Genomic DNA, 20,160 nt, shown 5'->3' on the forward strand with positions numbered 1-20,160 from the left:
ACGCCTTTCTTCAGCCATTTGCGACCGAGATAACGCACCGGATACCACGACGACAAGCCACCTATCGCAAAAACCGTAACGAAGATGGCCAGAATATCCCACGGAGCGATCCGCACCGGGTAATTATCACTGACAAAAGCCCCCGCGCTACCTAACTTGATGACACCGTAATATTGTTGAATCAGACAGAGAGCTACGCCGATCACGATACCGACCAACGCCCCCAGCACCGGGATCATACAGCCCTCGGTCAAAAAAATACGGCGTATCAGACTGTCGTCCGCCCCCATGCTGCGCAACATCCGCACATCGCCTTCTTTCTCGATCATCAGCATCGACAACGAGCTGACGACGTTGAATAATGCAATCGTCAAGATAAACGCCAGAATCAGGAACGTCATCCATTTCTCCACCTGCATCATCTTAAACGATGCTTCCTGTTGTTCATAGCGATTCTGCACCCTGAACCCGTCGCCGAGTATCGTGCGAATCTCCTGCTGCACGGCTTTCGTATCGGCCTGCGACGAAAGTTTAAGTTCTAACGCCGATACTTCCTTCTCGTAACGAAGCATCGAACGCATCAGTCCGATAGGGAGAATCAGGTAATTCTCGTCATACGAAGGCTGATTAAGGCAGAAGACCCCCCCGATAAACGCATATTCGATCTGAAACGAGGTAGCCGGATTGGCCATGTTCACCCGTTCGTCACGCTTGGGAGCGTAAATCTCCATCGGCGACGTAAACGCCGCATTAACACCTAACGAAGAAGCCAGACCAATCCCCATCACCCCATACGATGTCTCACCTTCCTGCAAGACGAAACGTCCGTCGACTAACACCGTATCAATCGATACCATGTGATGAAACGCGTCGTCTACTCCTTTCGCCACGGCAACCTGCTGACGGTCGTGGTAACGTACCAGTACATGGTCCTGCAATACCCCGGTGCACATCGCCACCTCTTTCAACTCCCTGACTTGACGCACCGCCGGGCTGTCGGGATCGAACACCTTACCGACGGCCGGTGTAATCTTCAACTCCGGATCGAAATTGCCGAACATCGACGCAACTAAATCGTTAAAACCGTTGTAGACCGACAGCACACATACGAGCGCAACAGTAGCGACCGCCACACTGCACACCGAAATCATCGAGATGATATTGATGGCATTATGCGATTTCTTCGCGAACAAATAACGGCGGGCAATAAAAAACGGAAGATTCAACGGATAATTATTTTTTTAAGAGATGGTCGATGTTCTCCACATAATCGAGCGAATCGTCAAGGAAGAAAATCAACTCCGGAATCCTCCGCAGTTGCAGACGCACCCGCTGACCGAGATCGTAACGGATCGTCTTCTTATTCGCCTCGATGGCTTCCATCAGCGCCGAGCTCTTCTCCGAAGGGAAAATGCTCAAAAAGACCTTAGCCACGCTCAAATCCGCACTCACCCGTACCGCACTCACCGAAACGAGGGTACCCGGCATACCTTTCGTCTGCTTCTGAAACAGGTCGCCTAACTCTTTTTGAAGCAACCTCCCGATTTTATTTAACCTTGTTCCTTCCATGTCCTGTTCTTTTTTAATGAGGTCATCGTCATGTTTTATTCTTACAGAGAAGGAGAGGAATAATTATTCATGTAAAAACAAAAAACATGTGCAACTTCCTCCCCTACCTATGAAGTACCTGACAAAGGTACGATAAAATAAAGAAATTCCAATTCATCCGACAAGGACGGATCGCTCCTTTTTCAGCCCTATCACCTTATCCCAACTTTCGATCCATCCTATTTATGAAAACCTATCTCAACCCATACCGGTGAATGATCAGAAGCAAGGGACTCGACCTCTACTTTTGACTTTAAAACTCGATATGGATATGGAAAATCCTTCTTAATCAAAATATAATCGATACATTTCGTGGGATGTACAGAGGGACAGGTATACTCCTTCTCATTGTTAAGAACCTCCCAGGTTAATTTTAATTCTTGTATCTCCCGGTCATTCGGTGCTGCATTCAGGTCACCTGCCAGAAAAACAGGTTTATCCGTGTATTTAGCAGCTAATTCATTGATTAATTCTACGGAGGCCATTCTGTCTTCACGGGTTAGCGACCAATGGGTACAGCAAATCACATAATCATCCGTTTCTACAAGTAACATGCTGCGTTTCTCTTCTCTTCCCGGTAAAGGAATCGCTTCTTTCTTTATTGGTTTCTCTTTTGTGAGAATGCCGATACCGTATTTCCCGCCATCGTATTCAATCGAAGCATTAAACACGGCATACATTTTCGTTCTTCGGGCTATTTCATCCAAGACAAAGTCTCCGTTGCTGCGCATGGTTGCACTGTCTAATTCCTGTATGGCGACACAGTCAGCCGAAACTCGCCGGATCACCCCTGCGACTCGATCATAGTCTGTAACATCATCTGTTCCTCTTGCATTTCGTATGTTATAACTTAAAATTTTTACCTTCTCAACACCTGCATTATACTGTATCCGTTTATCGGCCGAATCAGAATAAATAAAAGATGCCAACAAGGAAAGGCAAAAGACACTTTGTAAAATATGCATCTGTTTCATTTTTAATATATTTTGAAAATCAAATCAATACACTGTTATCATTCATCACAGCCCATCCTTCCAACCGGGGTTTTGTGTTAAACTCGGGTTTAACAAACGTTCGCTTATCGGGATGGGATAAAGATACTACACTCTCTTTATCCCGATTGGTTCACCAGCCGACCGGCCAAATCATTTACCAATCGGGGTTTTGAACTAACTTTCCTTTATTTTTATCAATTTCAGACTGAGGTATCGGCCATAGATAGTGTTTTTTCTCGAATTTATATGTGACTGGTGCATCAGCAACTGCATTAAGTACGGAAATAGCTGTTTTCCATCGCTTTAAGTCAAAGTAGCGATGCCCTTCAAAGGCAAGCTCTATTCTTCGTTCATTCCGTATTTTATTTCTCATTTGTTCCTTGCTTAGCTTTGGAGGAAGTTCAGGCATTAATGCACGTTTACGGATAGTATTAATACTTTTATACACTAATTCTGTCGGACCATTCAGTTCATTCTCAGCTTCTGCTAACATCAATAATACATCTGCATAACGCATAATGACCCAATCTTGCTGACTTTTCGTATTATAACCGAAAGGAGGGGGCAGATTAGGAGATAAAAACTTATACAGACCAGCTCCTGTAGGTTTGGCATTTCCTCCTGTATATTCGCTTCCATTGATGATGTATTTTTCAATAAAGACAGTTTTAGCCAACCGTGGATCACGATCTGCTAACGAGGTATTAGAGAAAGCCTCAAGGTCAATTAGAAATTTGCTCCCTGCCTTTTTGGGAATCGGTTGTCCCGGGGTACCGTCTCTCATCTCAAAAGTTTCCAAAAAATTAATGAGAGGGCTTACAACTAACCAATCGGCATACCACATGTCTGCCGAACTGGATGTATTCGGTGCCAAAAACTTTATCGACATCATAATTTCCGGTGAAGACTCTTGCTTTAGATCATTAAAATTATCAGAAAAATCATTTGCTAATGCATAGCCTTTTATTTCACCCAAGAGCGTTTTCGCTTCAGTCATCTTATTCGTGATCATATTGCCTTCCTCATCGTATGCCGTAAAAAGAATCATCCGTGCTTTGTAGGCTTTTGCCGCATTCTTGGTCCATCGTCCTTTCGATTCACTATAAGTTTGATCAGGCAGGTTATCTATGGCAAAACTGATATCATCCATTATAAATTTATATACATCACTCATCGGCTTTTTCTCTTGATATTGTGTTTCAAGATTCAGCGGTTCACTAATAATTGGCACTTCTCCATATCCACGGTACAAATAGCTGTAAAAATATGCACGTAGCATTCTTGCTTCCGCTTCATACTGTTTTTTAATTATATCGTTCAATTTGTCAATTTTTTTCAGTTTGTCTAAAAAAATATTGACCGTAGCAATGTCAGCAAACGCATCCGTATAGACTGCAGATATGAAGCCATCGGAGGAAGGTTCGATATTTCCCATGACCATATTAGTTGTCATGCCATATTGCCTTTCAGCGTGTTGTCCGTATCCGTTATCGGTGAGATTGTCCCAACACGGCGTCGAGAACGAAAACAAGTCTCGATGCATAGCTCCATAGCAAGCTGTGAGTGCTAAATTGATGTCCTCACTTGTTTTCCAAAATGTTTCCGACGATGGCCTGTCATTCGGATTTATATCTAAATCTCCGCAAGATGTCAGGCCTGAAATCATGATTAATAGATATATTCCTATCCGTTTCATTTTTTTATATGATCAAAATTCAACATTAATTCCAAAAGATACAATTTTATTCTGGGGGTACTGAACAAATCTCCCGTCACCGGCACGTTCCGGATCGAGCCCCTTATATTGGGTAAATGTAAGGAGATTGTCTCCGGAAAAATAAAGTCTTATTTTTTCGATATTCATTTTTGACAGCAATGATTGAGGAAGAGTATACCCAATAGTGAGATTCTTCAGCCTTAAAAATGATGCATCTTGTAGAAACCATGTACTGGGTCGACGATTCGGGTTTGTTCCCTCCCATCCGAAATATATACGCGGGTATTCATTTGAAGTACCGGGGCCTGTCCACCGATTCTTTACATAATCCAATGTCGGAGCAGCACCTTGAATAAACGGTTCTAAGCCCCATCCTTCCGTATAGATGCGCCGTCCCTGTACTCCTTGAAAAAGAAAAGATAAATCGATGCCTTTCCATGAAACATTTCCGTTAAACGAATATTCAAATTTGGGAAATCTGCCGGGAATAATTGTACGGTCTTCATTATTGATTACCCCATCTTGGTTTACATCCCGATATTTCAGATCACCGGGTTTGAATTCACCGGAGAATTGTTTCGGAGAATTGTCGATCTCTTCCTGTGTTTGGAATATACCGATTGCTTCGAGCATATAAAATGAATTATATGGAAGATCATTTTCTCGTATCACGTATCCGCTGATCTCTCTTGAACCGAACTTCAGGAGCTTGTTTTTAAACAGGTCGATATAAAACCCGCCACTGTATTCCAATCCGGAAAAAATACCTTTAGTCATTCGGTCACTGTATTGTATGGACAATTCATGTCCCAGATTCAACATATCGCCGCCATTGACAAAAGGTGCTCCTAATCCAAGTGAACCTGTGACTTGGGCTTGGCGTAAGATATCGTAGGTATGTTTACGATACCAATCGTACGTAATATTTAGCTTTCCGAACAACTGCAAATCAATACCAACATCCGTCACTGCCGTCGATTCCCACTTCAACGCCGGATTAGCAAGGGCTGATTGTGCGACTCCAGGGCTCAAGGTGTTATTGTCGAATGTGTAATCGCCTGTGAAATTCAGCAGATCCTGATAGGGATAAGGATATGCATAACGGAACGGCGTATCGTTATTCAGATAAATATTTTGATTACCGAGTAATCCGTAAGAAAATCTTAGTTTAGTGCTTGTCAACCAATTATATATCTGATTTTTTTTGATAAAATCTTCTTCTGTTATCCTCCATGCGCCTGAAAAAGAAGGGAAGGCACCCCACCGAAAATCTCTGGCAATCCTTGATGTCCCATCATAGCGTATATTCGCTTCGAGTAAATATCGATCTCGATAATTATAGTTTAAACGACCGAAATAGGAACGTAATGCCCATTCTGTTGTATTTCCCCAAGCATTTTGCACAGCTGTGGCACCGGCATTTAACTCAAGCAAGTTATTTGTTACATATTTTTGACGATATCCTCTCAAAAATTGGTAATTGTCATATTCATAGCTATATCCACCCTGTAATCCAAAATGATGCGTATTGTTCAAACAAAAATCATATTTCAGATAAGTAAAAAAGTTCGTATAATACTCTCTGCTGTTTTGAGCAATCAGTCCTTCACCCCCAACATCAAGTGTACGAGCAAATTTCCCTGTATGATAGTTGTAAGTATTTACAACAGGCCTCCAATCTTTAAAGGATATATCACTCAAGTTTATCGCCATTTTAGAATACCAACTCAGTCCTTTAGCCAATTGAATATCCGTCCAGATTTGTGATGAGACATCATAATCGGTTGTTTTTCTCAGGACATCATTTTCCACAATTGCTACCATATTCTTATTATGGCTCTCAAAATCATATGCAGAATTTACATATTTTCCATCAGGTAAAAACGGCATATAGGTAGGGGCTTGCGATAACGTGGACAGAAAAGCATCATCATGATTCTGGCGTGGATTCTTTTGATCTCCTTTTTCCAATGCTATATTTACGCCAACCGTAATCCATTCTTTCAGATTAGATTTTACATTTACTCTGAAATTATATTTATCGAAGTGAAACCCTTTCATTGTACCCGGTTGACGGATGTATCCCATTGTGATATTATATGTTACACCTTTGTTTCCGCCGTTTAAAGAGAGGCTGTGATTTTGTACGAGTGCCGGATTGAACATATAGTCCAGCCAATCGAAATTGGGATATTTTACCCTATCGGTTGCATTACGATATGTGTCGATCATTTCTTGGGTATATAAACCTGTTGATATCCCCGAATTTTTCTTTGCTTCATTAAACAACTCCATATATTCAGCCGAGTTCACAACAACTTTCAGCATTTTAGTAGGCGTGTGGATACCCCAGTTGGCATTATAGTTAATTTTAAAACCTCTGTCACGACCTGTTTTTGTGGTAACAAGCACTACGCCATTTGCAGCCCGCGCACCGTAGATAGATGCTGAAGCTGCATCTTTCAATACAGAAATATTTTCGATATCATTGGCGTTCAGTTTCGACAATGAACCTGGAATTCCATCGATCAGTACCAGCGGGTCAGAACCTGCATTACTGTATGTTCCTTGACCGCGTACGCGAATTTGAGTCGACTCATTCCCGGGCTGTCCCAATCCTTGAACAATACGAACACCCGGCATTTGTCCTTGCAGCATGGTGGTTGGATTAGTTACCGGACGCTTAATCATCTCGTCGCCTGATACGGAAGATACAGCTCCTGTCAGATTTACTTTCTTTTGCACACCATACCCCACCACGACAACTTCCTCCAGTGCCTTCGTGTCATCTTTCAAGACGATGTGCATATTTGCGCCGCCTGCAGGCACTTCCTGCGTCAGATAGCCGATGTAAGAAACTACAAGTATCGCTTTATCCGGAACCGACAGCGAAAACATTCCATCGACATCCGTTATCGTTCCGTTGCCCGGTACTCCCTTTTCGATTATATTGGCTCCGATCACCGGCTCTCCTCTCTCGTCCCTCACAATCCCGGATATCGTCTTTACCGGGGTATCGGGACCTACTCCTTTTACCGGCAATCGCGTCAGCACAATCTGTTTGTTTTTTAACGTATACGTGATATCCGTACCGACAAACAATTGCGATAAGGCGTCGGGCAATTCTTTGTTCTGTACATCGATGCTGACTCTACGGGTAACATCTACTCGATCTTTGTTATACAAAAAACGATAGCTTGTTTGCGTCTCGATAGCGGATAAGACCTGTTCTAAGGGTACATCCTGCAACCTCAACGACAGGGAGGTCTGCGCTTCGGCACAGTAAACTTCCAGGTAAAACAGGAAAAACATACACAGAAGAAAGGTTGTCCGACGATAAGCCGAAAACGATGCTCCTCTTCTCTTTCTTTCGAATGAAACGGTTAGTGCTGTCATGTGTTCTATATTTAGATAATTAACATAGATTTTTTAACGCTTTACATATTTAAGACGTTTCAAAAGAAAAATCCCACATTTTTTCTTTCATTTTTGGCGTATCAAAGTGTTTATCCGGGAGTATATCTGCTGAAAATCAAATAAAAAAGACCAAATATGCCTCTTCCATCCATAATAAGTAGAATAAGAAAACTGTCTTTCATTATAGAAAAGAAGTTTATATGTCGGAGGTTCGAAAGGCCGTTGATAGGAAAAAGAGATTTAATCGGTACGATATACGTCAATGATTTTTTTCGGCTTTCGTCTTTCTCCCTTGAAATCATAACGGATCGGAGCCGAGATTCGCAGCAGCTCCAGAATTTCGTCCAGTGACTCTTGTTCGAAAGTTGCGTGATAGTGTTGTTGGGCGAGTACAGGGTCTTTTACACATATATCGACGTTATATGTTCTTGCGACTCGTTTGAAGATATTCTCAAGAGTTTCATCATGGAATATAAGTATTCCTTCTCTCCATCTGCCATACGATAAAGCATCGATCTGTCGCATACGGCCTTTTTCCGTATTTTTATTCCACACAAATTGATTGCCCGCTTTCATTTCCCGTATTCCTTCCCGATGAAGTAAATCGACCGAAACCTTCCCTTGTTCCAAGGTGACAGTACAAAGCGTATCGGAAGGATAGGCCTCTACATTGAATCCGGTTCCGGTTGCGTTGATACTCATATCCCCTGCTTTGACGACAAAAGGGTGTATGCGGTCCGCTTCAATCTCGAAAAAAGCTTCGCCGGTCAAGGAGGTTTCCCGTGTATCTTTCACAAAAGGAAGCGTATACGATAACTTACTGCCGGAATTTAACCAGACGGTTGATCCGTCGGGCAACGAAATCCGGCTGTACGTACCGGGGGGCGTCTGGATTTCCTGATGGGAGCATGCAGCATCTTTTGCAGCAGGACGACTGAAAAACAGATACACGGATAACAGTAACAACGGAACGACAATGACTGCGGAGATTCGTTGCCACCATATCGGAAAGGCCATACGATATCGCTGTCTTCTTCTTATTTTCTTCCATACGTTAGCCTCCGCCTGATCCGTGTTCACCGCCCGGGAAGAGAAAGCCGGTCGTGCCGCATCCCAGACACTCTTCATTTTCACGAACGCAGACTTGTTCACTCTGTCATCGTGATACCATTTTTTCAGTTGTTCCTCCTCTTTGGCAGAAATCGTTCCGTCAAAGAGTTTCACTACCAGTATTTCTATGTCTCGTTCCAATTTCAGATATATTTTCTTTGATCAGTCTATGTTGTTCTTTTATGAAAAGACGTTTCCATGATGACTTTCCCACACCTCAAAATTACCAATAAACTATAAAAGTAATCCAGAAAAGAAAATCACTCAAAAAATGACGCAGAAATTTCAATGCTTTGGCCATTCGCTCCTCGACAGTTCTCTCCGATAGATGCAATTCTGTTGCTATTCCTTTATTTTTTAACCCCTTATTGTGTCTCAATACAAATACGTTACGGTACTCTTCAGGCAGTCTGTCCAAACCTTCTCTCAGCCGGTTTTCAAGATCGGAATATAAGATATATTCTTCTGTTTCCCAATGACGGTCTATTCTTGAAAAAGCCATGTATTCGGCATGTACTCTGACCACTCCGTCATGTCGCAACTCATCTAAACAGCCGTTCCGAACCGATTGTAATAAAAAACCTTTGATGGAAGTTTTAATAACTCTCTCGTTACGCCGGTTCCACAAATCCGTGAACACATTCTGTACGATATCTTCACAAAGTTCCTTCCGATCGGGGAGAATTGTTCCGGCAAATAACACCAGATCCCTGTAGTATTTACGGAACAGAGACGAAAACGCTTCTTCATCCCCTTCCTTTAAATAATCGAATATCTGTTGCTCATCTGACATTTTGTATCGCCAATTAAGTACCTCACGCACAGTCTACGTATACGGATGATTTTTGTGTCCGACTTGAGACGGGCGAGTGCAACGAATCTCCCTGTCGTTATTTTTTCCAGATCAGTGTCAGGCCATCGCGCAGAGGGAGGATTACCTTCTCGACTCGCTCATCGTCCTTTATTTTTTTATTAAAGGCTAAAATGCCCTGAGTCTGAGTGTCGGACGAAAGAGTCTTTTCCTCCGCCACCTTTCCCGACCAGAGCGTATTATCGGCAAGAATCAGCCCCCCGGGACGCACCCGCGGAAAAACCATCTCGTAGTAAGTGGAGTAATCACGCTTATCCGCATCGATATACACCATATCGAACGTCTCGTCAAGCTTCGGAAGCACATCGCGTATGTCCCCCCAATGAGGGTGAATCTTCTTCTTGTCGGGAGACTGTTCGAAATAAAACCGGAAGAACGGTTCCATCTCGTCGTTGATCTCGACCGTATGGATGACCGCATCCTCATCAATCCCTTCGGCCATGCAAAACGTAGCATATCCCGTGTACGTTCCGATCTCCAAGATTCGTTTGGGACGAAGTATGCGGCAGAACATTTTCAGCGCGCGGCCCTGCAACGGCCCCGCAATCATACGCGGACGGAGCAGTTTCACATGAGCGTCACGGTTCAGCTTCGCCAGCATGGGAGGCTCGGCATCGCTATGTTGGAGAATATAATCTTCAATGCCCATGTCGGTAGTATCGAAATATTAAAAGGTCGGTAGCTGGTACTCCTCTCCTCCCTGAAGCACTCTGTGTACATCATTGATTTCGAGAAAGGTCGTACCACCTCCCCCTCCGAAGCTGCCACTCAGGTAAGCCACCTTGTCCTGCTCGGTAAGCATACTGCTTGTGATCAACTGGTTCAAGGCATCGTAATAATACTGGCGACGACTCGGCTGCCACGGCTGAAATACGGCCCAAACACCGTACGAGAGCGAGAGCATCCGCATCACCTCTTGTCGATAGCAGATGGCAAAGACAGCCGCACGCCCCCGAAAGGCAGCCAGATAACGTGCTGTACGCCCCGTATAACTGTCTGAGATAATCGCACGAACACCAAGTTTGGCCGACGACTTCACGGCTTGTTCGGCCAGGAATGACGTCACATCCGTTTCGGTACCTTCGATCGGGATGCGGATATCGTTTTCCGCAAGCTTCGTTTTTTCGGCCTCACGCGCCACTTTGGCCATCATCCGCACTGCTTCGACGGGATACTTGCCATAGGCTGTTTCTCCGCTAAGCATTAACGCATCCGTCCGATAGTAGATGGCATTGGCAATATCGGTCACCTCGGCGCGTGTCGGCCGCGGATTGTTAATCATCGAATGCAACATCTGTGTAGCAACGATTACGGGGCGTCTTGCTTCCACACATTTGCGGATCAGCATGCGCTGGATACCCGGTATCCGCTCAGCCGGCACTTCGATACCCAGATCGCCTCGCGCAATCATCACTCCATAAGCCGCCTGAAGAATCTCGCCGATATTATCGACACCTTCCTGATTCTCGATCTTGGCAATGATTTTGATTGCACTTTTACGGGCATCGAGGATGCGCTGCACGGCCTGCACATCTTTCTTGTTGCGAACAAACGAGTGAGCAATAAAATCAAGCTTATTCGCAATCGCCCACTCGATATTCTTCTTGTCTCTTTCCGTGAGTGAGGGTAAATTGATACGTACCCCCGGCACATTCACACTCTTTCGGCTACCCAATATCGCATTATTCTGCACCTCACACACCAGCCGGTCGGTTTCCTTCCTGATCACCTTCAACTCCAGGTCGCCATCGTCGATCAGGATACCGCTTCCGATCGACAAGTCTTTAACGAAATCGGGATACGAAACACAAATGCAATCGTGGGTTGTCTCAATGTCGGGGCATCCCTTCATCATCACCTGTTCGCCCGCTTTGAACTCAATCGGGGCCAATGTTTTTGTGGTACGTATTTCCGGACCTTTCGTGTCGATCAGAATCCCGATCCGGCCGGAGACCATGCGTGTGTTCATCACCACGCGATTCAACCCTTCTTCATCCATGTGCGCCGTGTTCAGTCGCACCACATTCATCCCCGCCTTGTAGAGCGAACGGATAAATTCGACGTCGCAGCGCCGGTCTGAGATTGTCGCTACTATTTTCGTATGTTTAATCATTTATTAAGCGCCTCCACCGCTAATCGGTACGAGTCCATTCCGAATCCGAGAATGACCCCTTGGCATACGGGAGAGAGCAACGAGTGATGCCGGAACGTCTCACGTGCGTAAATATTCGAGAGATGCACTTCAACCACCGGCGCCGTTACGGCCTTAATTGCGTCGTGCAACGCGATTGACGTATGCGCATATGCACCCGCGTTAAGCACAATACCGTCACATACGAAGCCCGTTTCATGAATCTTATCGAGCAGTTCGCCCTCGCTATTGCTCTGGAAATAGGTAATCTCACATTGCGGACAGGCTGCCCTCAATTGCCTCAGATAATCTTCGAACGAGACGTCGCCGTAGATTCCCGGCTCCCGTTTTCCCAACAGATTCAGATTAGGCCCGTTGATGATTTGAATTTTTTTCACACTTTGTTTTTTATAGGAAATATGCTATCTTTGTCATTCTTCAACGCACAAATATAGTGCTTTTTTTGAGAATCTCACCATGAACCGTCATCAGAAAGACGAATTTTCTCTCATTTATTTTCATGAAACGATCCGTCATAAATTCCACCAACCAAGAAGTGCAAATCGTTTTTCTTAATTTAAATACGATGAAAAACACTCGAGAACCGCTGTCGGCAAGGGACCGAAAGCTCCATCCGGTGAAGAATGGTTCTCGCATCAGAGAGTTCCTTCTATTTTGTCAAGTTTGTCTAAGATTTCATAGGTGGTACGCAGTGACGTAAAATCCGTTGGGATAGCAGGTTTGTTAATACATTCTACCCTGTCGACAAACACCTTAATTTCGTTAAAGTACCCTTGTGAGATTATTTGGTTATTTGCCAATATGGGATTGAAGTTATTCCTTGAATACAAAGAAGTCATGCAAGAGTTCCTCGTATAAACTTTCTCAAGGGGAATCTTTCCGAAAGAAAGTGAGGAGGGCGTAAAGGTTAGTGTTTCCATCTGTTGCATGTCATACATACCCGATTCCGTATTGATACAAATAGCCTCATGCGCTTCTCGCCAGGAATAGGATGTGGATAATTCCAGTGTCCCCGCAATATGATTATGCGCCAGCATAAGCAAGTAAGTTCTTCCTCCGTTTTTGCTGTTCGTTTTATGAACACCTAAGATTTTAGCATCGCCAAAAAGAAACGTGACTAAATCAATCGGATGTATAAATAAATCATAGAGTTCATTACCTTCAGGGTACAGACCCACTCGATAATGTAAGTTGTAACTTACAAGTTGCTTGTCTCTGAGTTTTTTTCTCAGAATCGCAGTAACGGGAGAAAACCTTTTCTGCATTCCGACAACGATGGTATTGGGTCCGTATAATCGCTGCTTATCAATAAGGTCGTTCAGTTCTTCTACGCACATGCAGGGAGGCTTTTCTATGAATAGAGCTTTACCTGCCTTTATTGTTTTCGATGCAATCTCAAAATGGGAAGAAGGTGAAGCGGAAACGAAAACGCCGGCAATGGTTTCATCATTCAAAATATCATCAATCGAAGTTGTCCCGATGACATTCTTAAATTTTTGCGGAATCAATTTTGCCTTTTGAGGTGAAGAACAGCAAATATACTTTACGTTGACCTGTAAATGTTGAATAATTGGATAAAGATTGTGAATGCAATGATTCCCAAACCCAATAAATGCATAATTCTTTTTATAAACTTGAGAAAGATATTGATTGTCTCTTCTGCGCTTATAACCTTTTATTATGTCTTGGAACCCTATCATTTGACTAAATTTTTGATTTTTTTGAAATATGCCTTGTAAGTACAGTTCAAGTCATCATTCCACTGATATTTCCCGTAAAAGAATTCAATGAGTCTTTTAGGGAAAAATTTCTCTGCGGAACGTAAGAGTATAATATCAAACTTTCTGTGATAGTTTATCCAACACCGGTTACAATGATGAGAATATTCACAAATAGTCTTTGCCGTTTGACGTGAATTGAAAATTTCATCGAGCGATTTCTCATACACATTACCGAGAATAACCTCTAAATTCTGGCAAATTGGAACGTTTCCGTTTGAGTGTATAACCAATTCGTTATAAATACTATGACATCTTAGTCTGAGACTTCCTTTTTTCCATTCATTATATAAAGTCACGAAATCATAATTCTCTTGTGTCTCATGGATTGATTTTGGGATTTGTCTGATATAATCATCACCGACATCCATTAATTTTTCCTTCGTGTCAAAGAAATCCATCGTATTATAAATCCCTATTCTTACATCTATATCATATTTTTGGGCAATCCGAATTACATAATCCATATCTTCAAAAGAGTTCCAGGGCGTAAGGCAAAACATGAGAGAAACAGGTACAATGTCTTTGCAGCGTTCGATGACCTGTATAACTTTGTCGTAGCCATCGACGCCTCTGACGATCTTATAGGTTTCGTTACCTCCGTCTAAAGAAAGATATAAATGTTTGGGAGTGTATTTCTGTACGGCAGAGACAACCTTGTTCGGAGCTAATCCGTTTGAAAGTAAGGTATAATTCTTATGATTCTCATGAAACCAGCTCAGTATTGCATCAGCTTCCGGATGTAAAACAAATTCTCCGCCCTCCAAGCCAACTGTTGTTCTTTTCGTTACGCATTTGCTTGACATTATATGAACAATGTCTTTTAGCGGCAAATGCTCCACAGGAGTCTTTTCCCAAATGGAGCAATGCCTGCAACGTGACTGACAAAGTGAAGTCGAATAAATCATTAAAGAGGATAAGGTCTTGTTTGTGGGGAACATTACATTTTTTATAAAAGACCCTCCTGTTGTTAGATAATCTAAAAAGTTATACATTGTGTTTGGATCGTAATTTTCTATTCAACAATAAATTAGTTTGATTTATACCGGAAATTATCGCCCCCAAAATTACAGGATCAAAATGAAACGGCCAAGAAATGACTGACGCATTTTTTATATGCATGTTTCTGTGCACTGCTTTAGATTCAATTTTCTTCTATAGCTTTCTCTGTTAAGTTTAATAAGAGAATTTTCTGCAATGTTTTGATTTTTATGCTTAAAAGTAATGAATGATAAAGTCGAACCTACGGTGCAAAAATCATCGATTTTCCTCCCATTACAGGATGAATTTTAACTATTTTTATATTGTCTGTCTTGTTTTAAGCATATAAATTTGTATTAAATTTAAATAGAACACTTATGGAAAGAGAATTTAAGAATCACATGAATGCGCTGTCTCCAAATACAACGTATGTAGTATCTGAGAACTGCACAGTGGCGAATCATCTGTCTATACCGATAGGTGTATCACTTATCTTTAAAGGAGGAATGGATCAGCAAATAACATATATTCAGAGATAAGGGGCTGCACCTTGCTGCTCTTTATCTCTTGGAAATAGACAATAAAAGACACCCATGAAACGATCAATAGCAAACGCTATCAGCAAAAAGAACAGAGATCGCAAATACAAGTATTTTAAAGAGAGGGTGGGGTTTACAGCCGATACAAAAGTGTTGGATGTAGGGTTTGCCAACCATGAATTTTCACCGATCGATAATTATCTGGAAAAACACTATCCGTTTCGAGCGAAGATAACGGCGCTCGGAGTGGGAGGCAAAGACGAATTTACAAAGAACTATCCGGATGTCGAGACTGTACTTTATGACGGAAAAGTTTTCCCTTTTGCCGACAAAACCTTCGACATCGGGTGGAGTAACGCTGTTATCGAACATGTCGGGGGAAAAGACAGGCAGCTTTTATTCCTAAAAGAGTTACTGCGTACATGTCGCACGGTTTATTTCACAACACCGAACGTTTATTTTCCCGTCGAACTGCATACCCGGACACTGTTTTTACACTGGTTGCCCAAAACTTTTTTTGACCGGTATTTAAGGCGTATCGGGAAATCATGGGCGGCAGGAGACTATATGTACTTATTGTCGAAGAAACGAATCATTGATTTGTGCCGGGAAACCGGTGCTCAAAACGTCACCGTCAAAGGCAACCGTCTTTTCGGATTTGTGATGGATTACAGTGTCATTATAACATAATCTGAAAGAGAAAAAGTATTTTTGCAGCTTGATTATGTAACCGATTTATAAGACTATTTTACTATGGCTGAAGAAATAATCATTCATCAGGGAGGGAAGTCGGAGAAGTATGCAACGTTGCTGCCGCAGATGAAAGGTTTGCTCTCGGGCGAGTCTGACAGAGTGGCCAATATGGCCAATTTTGTAGCTGCTCTCCAAACGACGTTCGGCTTCTTCTGGGTTGGTTTTTATGTCGTCCGTGAAGAGGAGTTGGTGTTGGCGCCTTTTCAAGGACCGGTAGCTTGCACGCGTATCCGTCACGGAAAAGGAGTGTGTGGCACCGCCTGGAAAGAGCGGTGTACGCTTGTGGTCGACGATGTGGATGCTTTTCCCGGACACATCGCATGCAGCTCCGCCTCGAAGTCGGAGATCGTTGTTCCGATGATACGCGACGGTGAAGTCGTAGCGGTACTCGATATCGACAGCAAAGAGTATGCGACGTTCGACCATGTTGACGCGGTCTGGCTGGAGAAGCTCGTGCAGACTTTCCCATGGTAATATCGTTCGGCCGAACCGGGGAAGAACTGCTCGGAACAGAGGCATAAAAGAAGCAGGTCGTTTTGTTCTACAGCCGACTTGCACTATCTTTGCACGCTCAAAAACAACCGGAGCATGTTTTATTACGAAGCAGATATAGAGAGAGTCCTTTCCGAGCAGCCTTTCCCGTTGATCTCGGAAACGGCCGACGAGCTGGGGCTGGAAACATACGTCATTGGCGGCTATGTGCGCGATATTTTCCTGCGCCGTCCGTCGAAAGATATCGACGTAGTAACGGTCGGGAGCGGCATCGAGTTGGCCAAGGCCGTGGCGAAACGGTTGGGCAGAAAGGCACATCTGTCGGTCTTCAAAAATTTCGGCACGGCACAGGTGAAGCACGGAGAGCTGGAGCTGGAGTTCGTCGGGGCACGCAAAGAGTCGTACCGGCGAGACAGCCGCAAGCCAATCGTCGAAGACGGAACGCTCGAAGATGATCAGAACCGCCGTGATTTTACGATCAACGCCTTGGCCCTGTGTCTGAATGGCGATCGCTACGGTGAACTGGTTGATCCGTTCGGCGGGGTGGAAGATATGGAAGACTTGCGTATCGTCACGCCGCTCGATCCGGACACGACGTTCAACGACGATCCGCTGCGCATGATGCGCGCCGTGCGTTTTGCATCGCAGCTCGGCTTCTTTATCGATCCCAATACGTTCGACGCCATGACACGCAACAGAGAGCGTATCGGGATCATCTCGAAAGAGCGTATCGCCGACGAGTTGAATAAGATCGTGCTGTCGCCCAAGCCCTCGATCGGGTTCGAGCTGCTCGACAAATGCGGATTACTGGAACTGATCTTCCCCGAACTGTGCGCCCTTAAGGGCGTCGAGACGAAAGAAGGCATCGGGCATAAGGATAACTTCGCCCATACGCTGATGGTACTCGACCGGCTGAGTCGTACAACGAACGACCTGTGGCTGCGCTGGGCAGCGCTGCTGCACGACATTGCCAAGCCGGCTGTCAAACGTTTTGACAACCGTCTCGGCTGGACGTTCCACAACCATAATTTCATCGGCGAAAAAATGATCCCCGGCATCTTCCGAAGGATGAAACTGCCGATGAACGAGAAGATGAAATACGTGCAGAAACTCGTTTCGCTGCACATGCGCCCGATCAGTCTGGCAGACGACGAGGTGACCGACTCGGCCATCCGTCGGCTGCTCTTCGAAGCCGGCGATGATGTGGACGACCTGATGAAGCTCTGCGAAGCCGATATCACGAGCAAGAACCCCGAGAAAGTGCGCCGTTTCCTGAATAATTTCCGTTTAGTACGTAAAAAAATGGCGCAGATCGAGGAGAAAGACCGGGTGCGGAACTTTCAGCCGCCCGTTTCGGGCGAGGAGATTATGGCGACGTTCGGTCTGCCGCCCTCGCAACCTGTCGGAGTGCTCAAGGAAGCGATTAAAAACGCGATCCTCGACGGGGTCATCCCCAACGAGTACGAGGCGGCGGTACGTTTCATGCACGAGAAAGCCGCCAAGATGGGGCTTTCACGTGTTTAACCGGTCGACACTTTTCACACCTTTGACTGTTCGGATTTTCTTCGTCAGCATGTTCAGCGCGGAAGTATCTTTGACCATCACGGTGAAGTTGCCCTGAAACAGTCCGTCGACCGAATCGATCTGGAGTGAACGCAGCGAAACACCGTCTTCCTTGCCGATGACCGACGTGATGTTCGTCACAATTCCGATATCGTCGTTCCCGATAATCCGCAACGTAACCGCGTATCCGTCCGTCCCTTTGCCGCTCCAGCGCGCCTGAATGACGCGATAACCGAACTTGCTGAACATCTCCTGCGCATTCGGACAGTTCGTGCGGTGAATCTTGATGCCACGTGTGGAAACGAATCCGAAGATCGCGTCGCCGAAGATCGGATTACAGCATTTCGACAGTTTGTATTCAATACCCGTCAGGTCTTTGTCGATGACAAGTACATCCTGATGCGAGGAAATCGTTTCGGCCTCCGTTGTCGTAATATACTCTTCCGCGCTCCGATTCTCCATGTGTTCGGCCGCTTCCCGCTCTTTCCGTCCGAAATCAAGGTAATCGTCGATGATTTTATTCACATCCGATTTCCCTTCGGCCAAATGGATATAAAAATCCGTCACTGTCTTGAAGCCGCTCTTTTTGATATAACGCATCAGCAGAGCCTCTTCTACTTCAATCTTCCGGTTCTTAAAACGCCGCTGCAACGATTCCTTCGCATATTCGACGGCTTTGGCCGACTCTTCGCGCAAGGCCTGTTTGATTTTCGAACGCGCTTTCGAGGTGGTCACGAACGAGAGCCAGTCGCGTTTCGGTGTCTGGGTCTGGGAGGTAACTACTTCGACCGAGTCGCCGTTACGCAACAGATGACGAATCGACACGTTCTTGCCGTTCACTTTCCCCGACACGCACCGACTGCCTACCTTCGAATGAATGGCAAACGCAAAATCGAGCACCGTCGCACCTTTCCCCAGTTTAATCAGTTCGCCGGTCGGCGTAAATACATAAATCTCATCCTGATAAAGATCCATCCGGAACTCCTTCATCATGTCCATCGGGTTCGAGGTCTGCGTCTCGAGCATGGCGCGGACATCACTCAGAAACTCATCTAATCCATGCTCTTCCCTGATCCCCTTGTATTTCCAGTGTGCGGCCAGGCCTCGTTCGGCCACTTCGTCCATCCGGCGCGTCCGTATCTGCACTTCGACCCATCGGTTCTTCGGCCCGAGTACCGTGATATGCAAGCTCTCGTAGCCGTTACTCTTAGGCACGGAAATCCAGTCTTTCATCCGCTTCGGATTCGGCTGATACATATCGGTGATGATCGAGAATACCTGCCAGCATTCCGAACGTTCTTTGTCGAGCGGCGAATCGAGAATGACACGGATGGCAAACAAGTCGTAGATCCCTTCGAAATCGATGTTTTGTTTCCTCAGTTTGTTGTTGATCGAGTGGATGGACTTCGTGCGTCCTTTGATATCGAATTTCAGCCCCGACGCTTCGAGTTTCTCCTGTACGGGTCTGATAAATTCGGCAATATATTCGTCGCGCGAACGTTTTGTCTCGTTCAGCTTCGTTTTGATGTACTGATACTTTTTCGGATCGATGTATTTCAGCGACAAATCTTCCAACTCGCTCTTGATGGTATAAAGACCGAGTCGATGCGCCAGCGGCGCGTAGAGATACGACACCTCCGTAGCCAACCGGATACGATCCTTTTCGTCCCTGATCTGCTTGCCCATGCGCATCATGCAGAGACGGTCGGCAATCATGATCAGGATGACGCGCACATCTTCGGCAAACGAAAAGAGCAAGTGATGAAAATTCTCGGAGTTGACGGCCGTATTACGGGCATAGAGATCGGAGGTTTTCAGCAGACGGCGAATCATCAGCGCCACCTCGTCGTCGAAAGTACATTCCACTTCATCGAGTGTGACAGCCTCTTTCATCACCGGCCGATAAAGTAACAGCGCGATGACGGACGTTCGTTTCAGTCCGATATCTCTCGTCGCAATCAGCGCCGTGTTGATATTACGCAACAAGCCGTTGATCCCGTTGCGGTCACGTCCGTAACAGTCGAGTGCGACGACCCGTCTCATCAGGCTTTTCATCTTCGGCGCATCCTCTTTCTGCAAGCAATACGACAAATGTGAAAACAACAGACGATAGGTCGTGAAAAACTCTTTCTTTTCCTCCGGTGTAAAAAAAGGCATTGTCTTATCCATAGCGATGAGTCTGTA

16 protein-coding genes and 1 pseudogene are annotated in these 20,160 nt (G+C 44.9%); 3 read left to right on the plus strand and 14 right to left on the minus strand.

Annotation, left to right across the window (positions count from 1 at the left end; all coding sequences use genetic code 11):
• Positions 1 to 8: 8 nt before the first annotated feature.
• The 13 genes and pseudogenes from BFO_RS16095 to BFO_RS06375 form a co-directional block, all read right to left on the minus strand.
• A pseudogene (locus BFO_RS16095) lies at positions 9 to 1,226 on the minus strand (FtsX-like permease family protein); the annotation flags it as partial.
• A 7-nt stretch (positions 1,227 to 1,233) separates the two neighbouring features.
• Positions 1,234 to 1,569, minus strand: a complete 336-nt coding sequence (gene rbfA / locus BFO_RS06325) for a 30S ribosome-binding factor RbfA (RefSeq protein WP_014224812.1) — start codon at positions 1,567 to 1,569, stop codon at positions 1,234 to 1,236.
• 218 nt (positions 1,570 to 1,787) lie between these two features.
• Positions 1,788 to 2,582, minus strand: a complete 795-nt coding sequence (locus BFO_RS06330; protein WP_014224813.1) for an endonuclease/exonuclease/phosphatase family protein — start codon at positions 2,580 to 2,582, stop codon at positions 1,788 to 1,790.
• 45 nt (positions 2,583 to 2,627) lie between these two features.
• Positions 2,628 to 2,678, minus strand: a complete 51-nt coding sequence (locus tag BFO_RS16645; RefSeq protein WP_394330004.1) for a hypothetical protein — start codon at positions 2,676 to 2,678, stop codon at positions 2,628 to 2,630.
• Positions 2,679 to 2,757: 79 nt separating this feature from the next.
• Positions 2,758 to 4,299 carry a RagB/SusD family nutrient uptake outer membrane protein gene (locus tag BFO_RS06335; protein ID WP_014224814.1) on the minus strand — a complete coding sequence of 514 codons (1,542 nt, stop codon included), beginning with the start codon at positions 4,297 to 4,299 and terminating at the stop codon, positions 2,758 to 2,760.
• Between the two features lie 12 nt (positions 4,300 to 4,311).
• The gene (locus BFO_RS06340; protein WP_014224815.1) at positions 4,312 to 7,716 is read right to left on the minus strand and encodes a TonB-dependent receptor; all 3,405 of its coding nucleotides are present in this window, start codon (positions 7,714 to 7,716) and stop codon (positions 4,312 to 4,314) included.
• Positions 7,717 to 7,977: 261 nt separating this feature from the next.
• The gene (locus tag BFO_RS06345; RefSeq protein WP_060827729.1) at positions 7,978 to 8,988 is read right to left on the minus strand and encodes a FecR family protein; all 1,011 of its coding nucleotides are present in this window, start codon (positions 8,986 to 8,988) and stop codon (positions 7,978 to 7,980) included.
• Between the two features lie 82 nt (positions 8,989 to 9,070).
• On the minus strand, positions 9,071 to 9,640 hold the full coding sequence (locus BFO_RS06350) for an RNA polymerase sigma-70 factor (RefSeq protein WP_014224817.1): 570 nt from the start codon (positions 9,638 to 9,640) through the stop codon (positions 9,071 to 9,073).
• Between the two features lie 97 nt (positions 9,641 to 9,737).
• Positions 9,738 to 10,367 (minus strand): O-methyltransferase, encoded by a 630-nt coding sequence (locus tag BFO_RS06355; RefSeq protein WP_014224818.1) that lies wholly within the window; start codon positions 10,365 to 10,367, stop codon positions 9,738 to 9,740.
• A gap of 18 nt (positions 10,368 to 10,385) precedes the next feature.
• Positions 10,386 to 11,831 carry a pyruvate kinase gene (pyk, locus tag BFO_RS06360; RefSeq protein WP_014224819.1) on the minus strand — a complete coding sequence of 482 codons (1,446 nt, stop codon included), beginning with the start codon at positions 11,829 to 11,831 and terminating at the stop codon, positions 10,386 to 10,388.
• A complete protein-coding gene (gene aroQ / locus BFO_RS06365; RefSeq protein ID WP_014224820.1) occupies positions 11,828 to 12,247 on the minus strand; it encodes a type II 3-dehydroquinate dehydratase in 420 nt (139 codons plus the stop codon). Before aroQ ends, pyk begins: the two co-directional genes overlap by 4 nt.
• 258 nt (positions 12,248 to 12,505) lie before the next feature.
• Entirely contained in the window at positions 12,506 to 13,570 is a 1,065-nt protein-coding gene (locus BFO_RS06370) for a Gfo/Idh/MocA family protein (RefSeq protein ID WP_041590732.1), read from the minus strand.
• Entirely contained in the window at positions 13,567 to 14,643 is a 1,077-nt protein-coding gene (locus BFO_RS06375) for a radical SAM/SPASM domain-containing protein (protein ID WP_041590733.1), read from the minus strand. The genes BFO_RS06370 and BFO_RS06375 overlap by 4 nt, the downstream gene beginning before the upstream one ends.
• Positions 14,644 to 15,222: 579 nt before the next feature.
• Between BFO_RS06375 and BFO_RS06380 the strand changes: the two genes are divergently transcribed.
• The 3 genes from BFO_RS06380 (at position 15,223) to BFO_RS06390 (ending at position 17,937) form a co-directional block, all read left to right on the plus strand.
• Positions 15,223 to 15,858 (plus strand): class I SAM-dependent methyltransferase, encoded by a 636-nt coding sequence (locus BFO_RS06380; RefSeq protein ID WP_014224825.1) that lies wholly within the window; start codon positions 15,223 to 15,225, stop codon positions 15,856 to 15,858.
• A 63-nt stretch (positions 15,859 to 15,921) separates the two neighbouring features.
• Entirely contained in the window at positions 15,922 to 16,395 is a 474-nt protein-coding gene (locus tag BFO_RS06385; RefSeq protein WP_014224826.1) for a GAF domain-containing protein, read from the plus strand.
• Positions 16,396 to 16,509: 114 nt separating this feature from the next.
• Positions 16,510 to 17,937, plus strand: a complete 1,428-nt coding sequence (locus BFO_RS06390) for a CCA tRNA nucleotidyltransferase (RefSeq protein WP_014224827.1) — start codon at positions 16,510 to 16,512, stop codon at positions 17,935 to 17,937.
• Here BFO_RS06390 and BFO_RS06395 read toward each other — a convergent pair.
• Positions 17,926 to 20,145 carry a RelA/SpoT family protein gene (locus BFO_RS06395; RefSeq protein WP_014224828.1) on the minus strand — a complete coding sequence of 740 codons (2,220 nt, stop codon included), beginning with the start codon at positions 20,143 to 20,145 and terminating at the stop codon, positions 17,926 to 17,928. The two genes, BFO_RS06390 and BFO_RS06395, sit on opposite strands and share 12 nt — an antisense overlap.
• Positions 20,146 to 20,160: the final 15 nt, after the last annotated feature.

This window comes from Tannerella forsythia 92A2 (assembly GCF_000238215.1).
GTDB lineage: Bacteria > Bacteroidota > Bacteroidia > Bacteroidales > Tannerellaceae > Tannerella > Tannerella forsythia.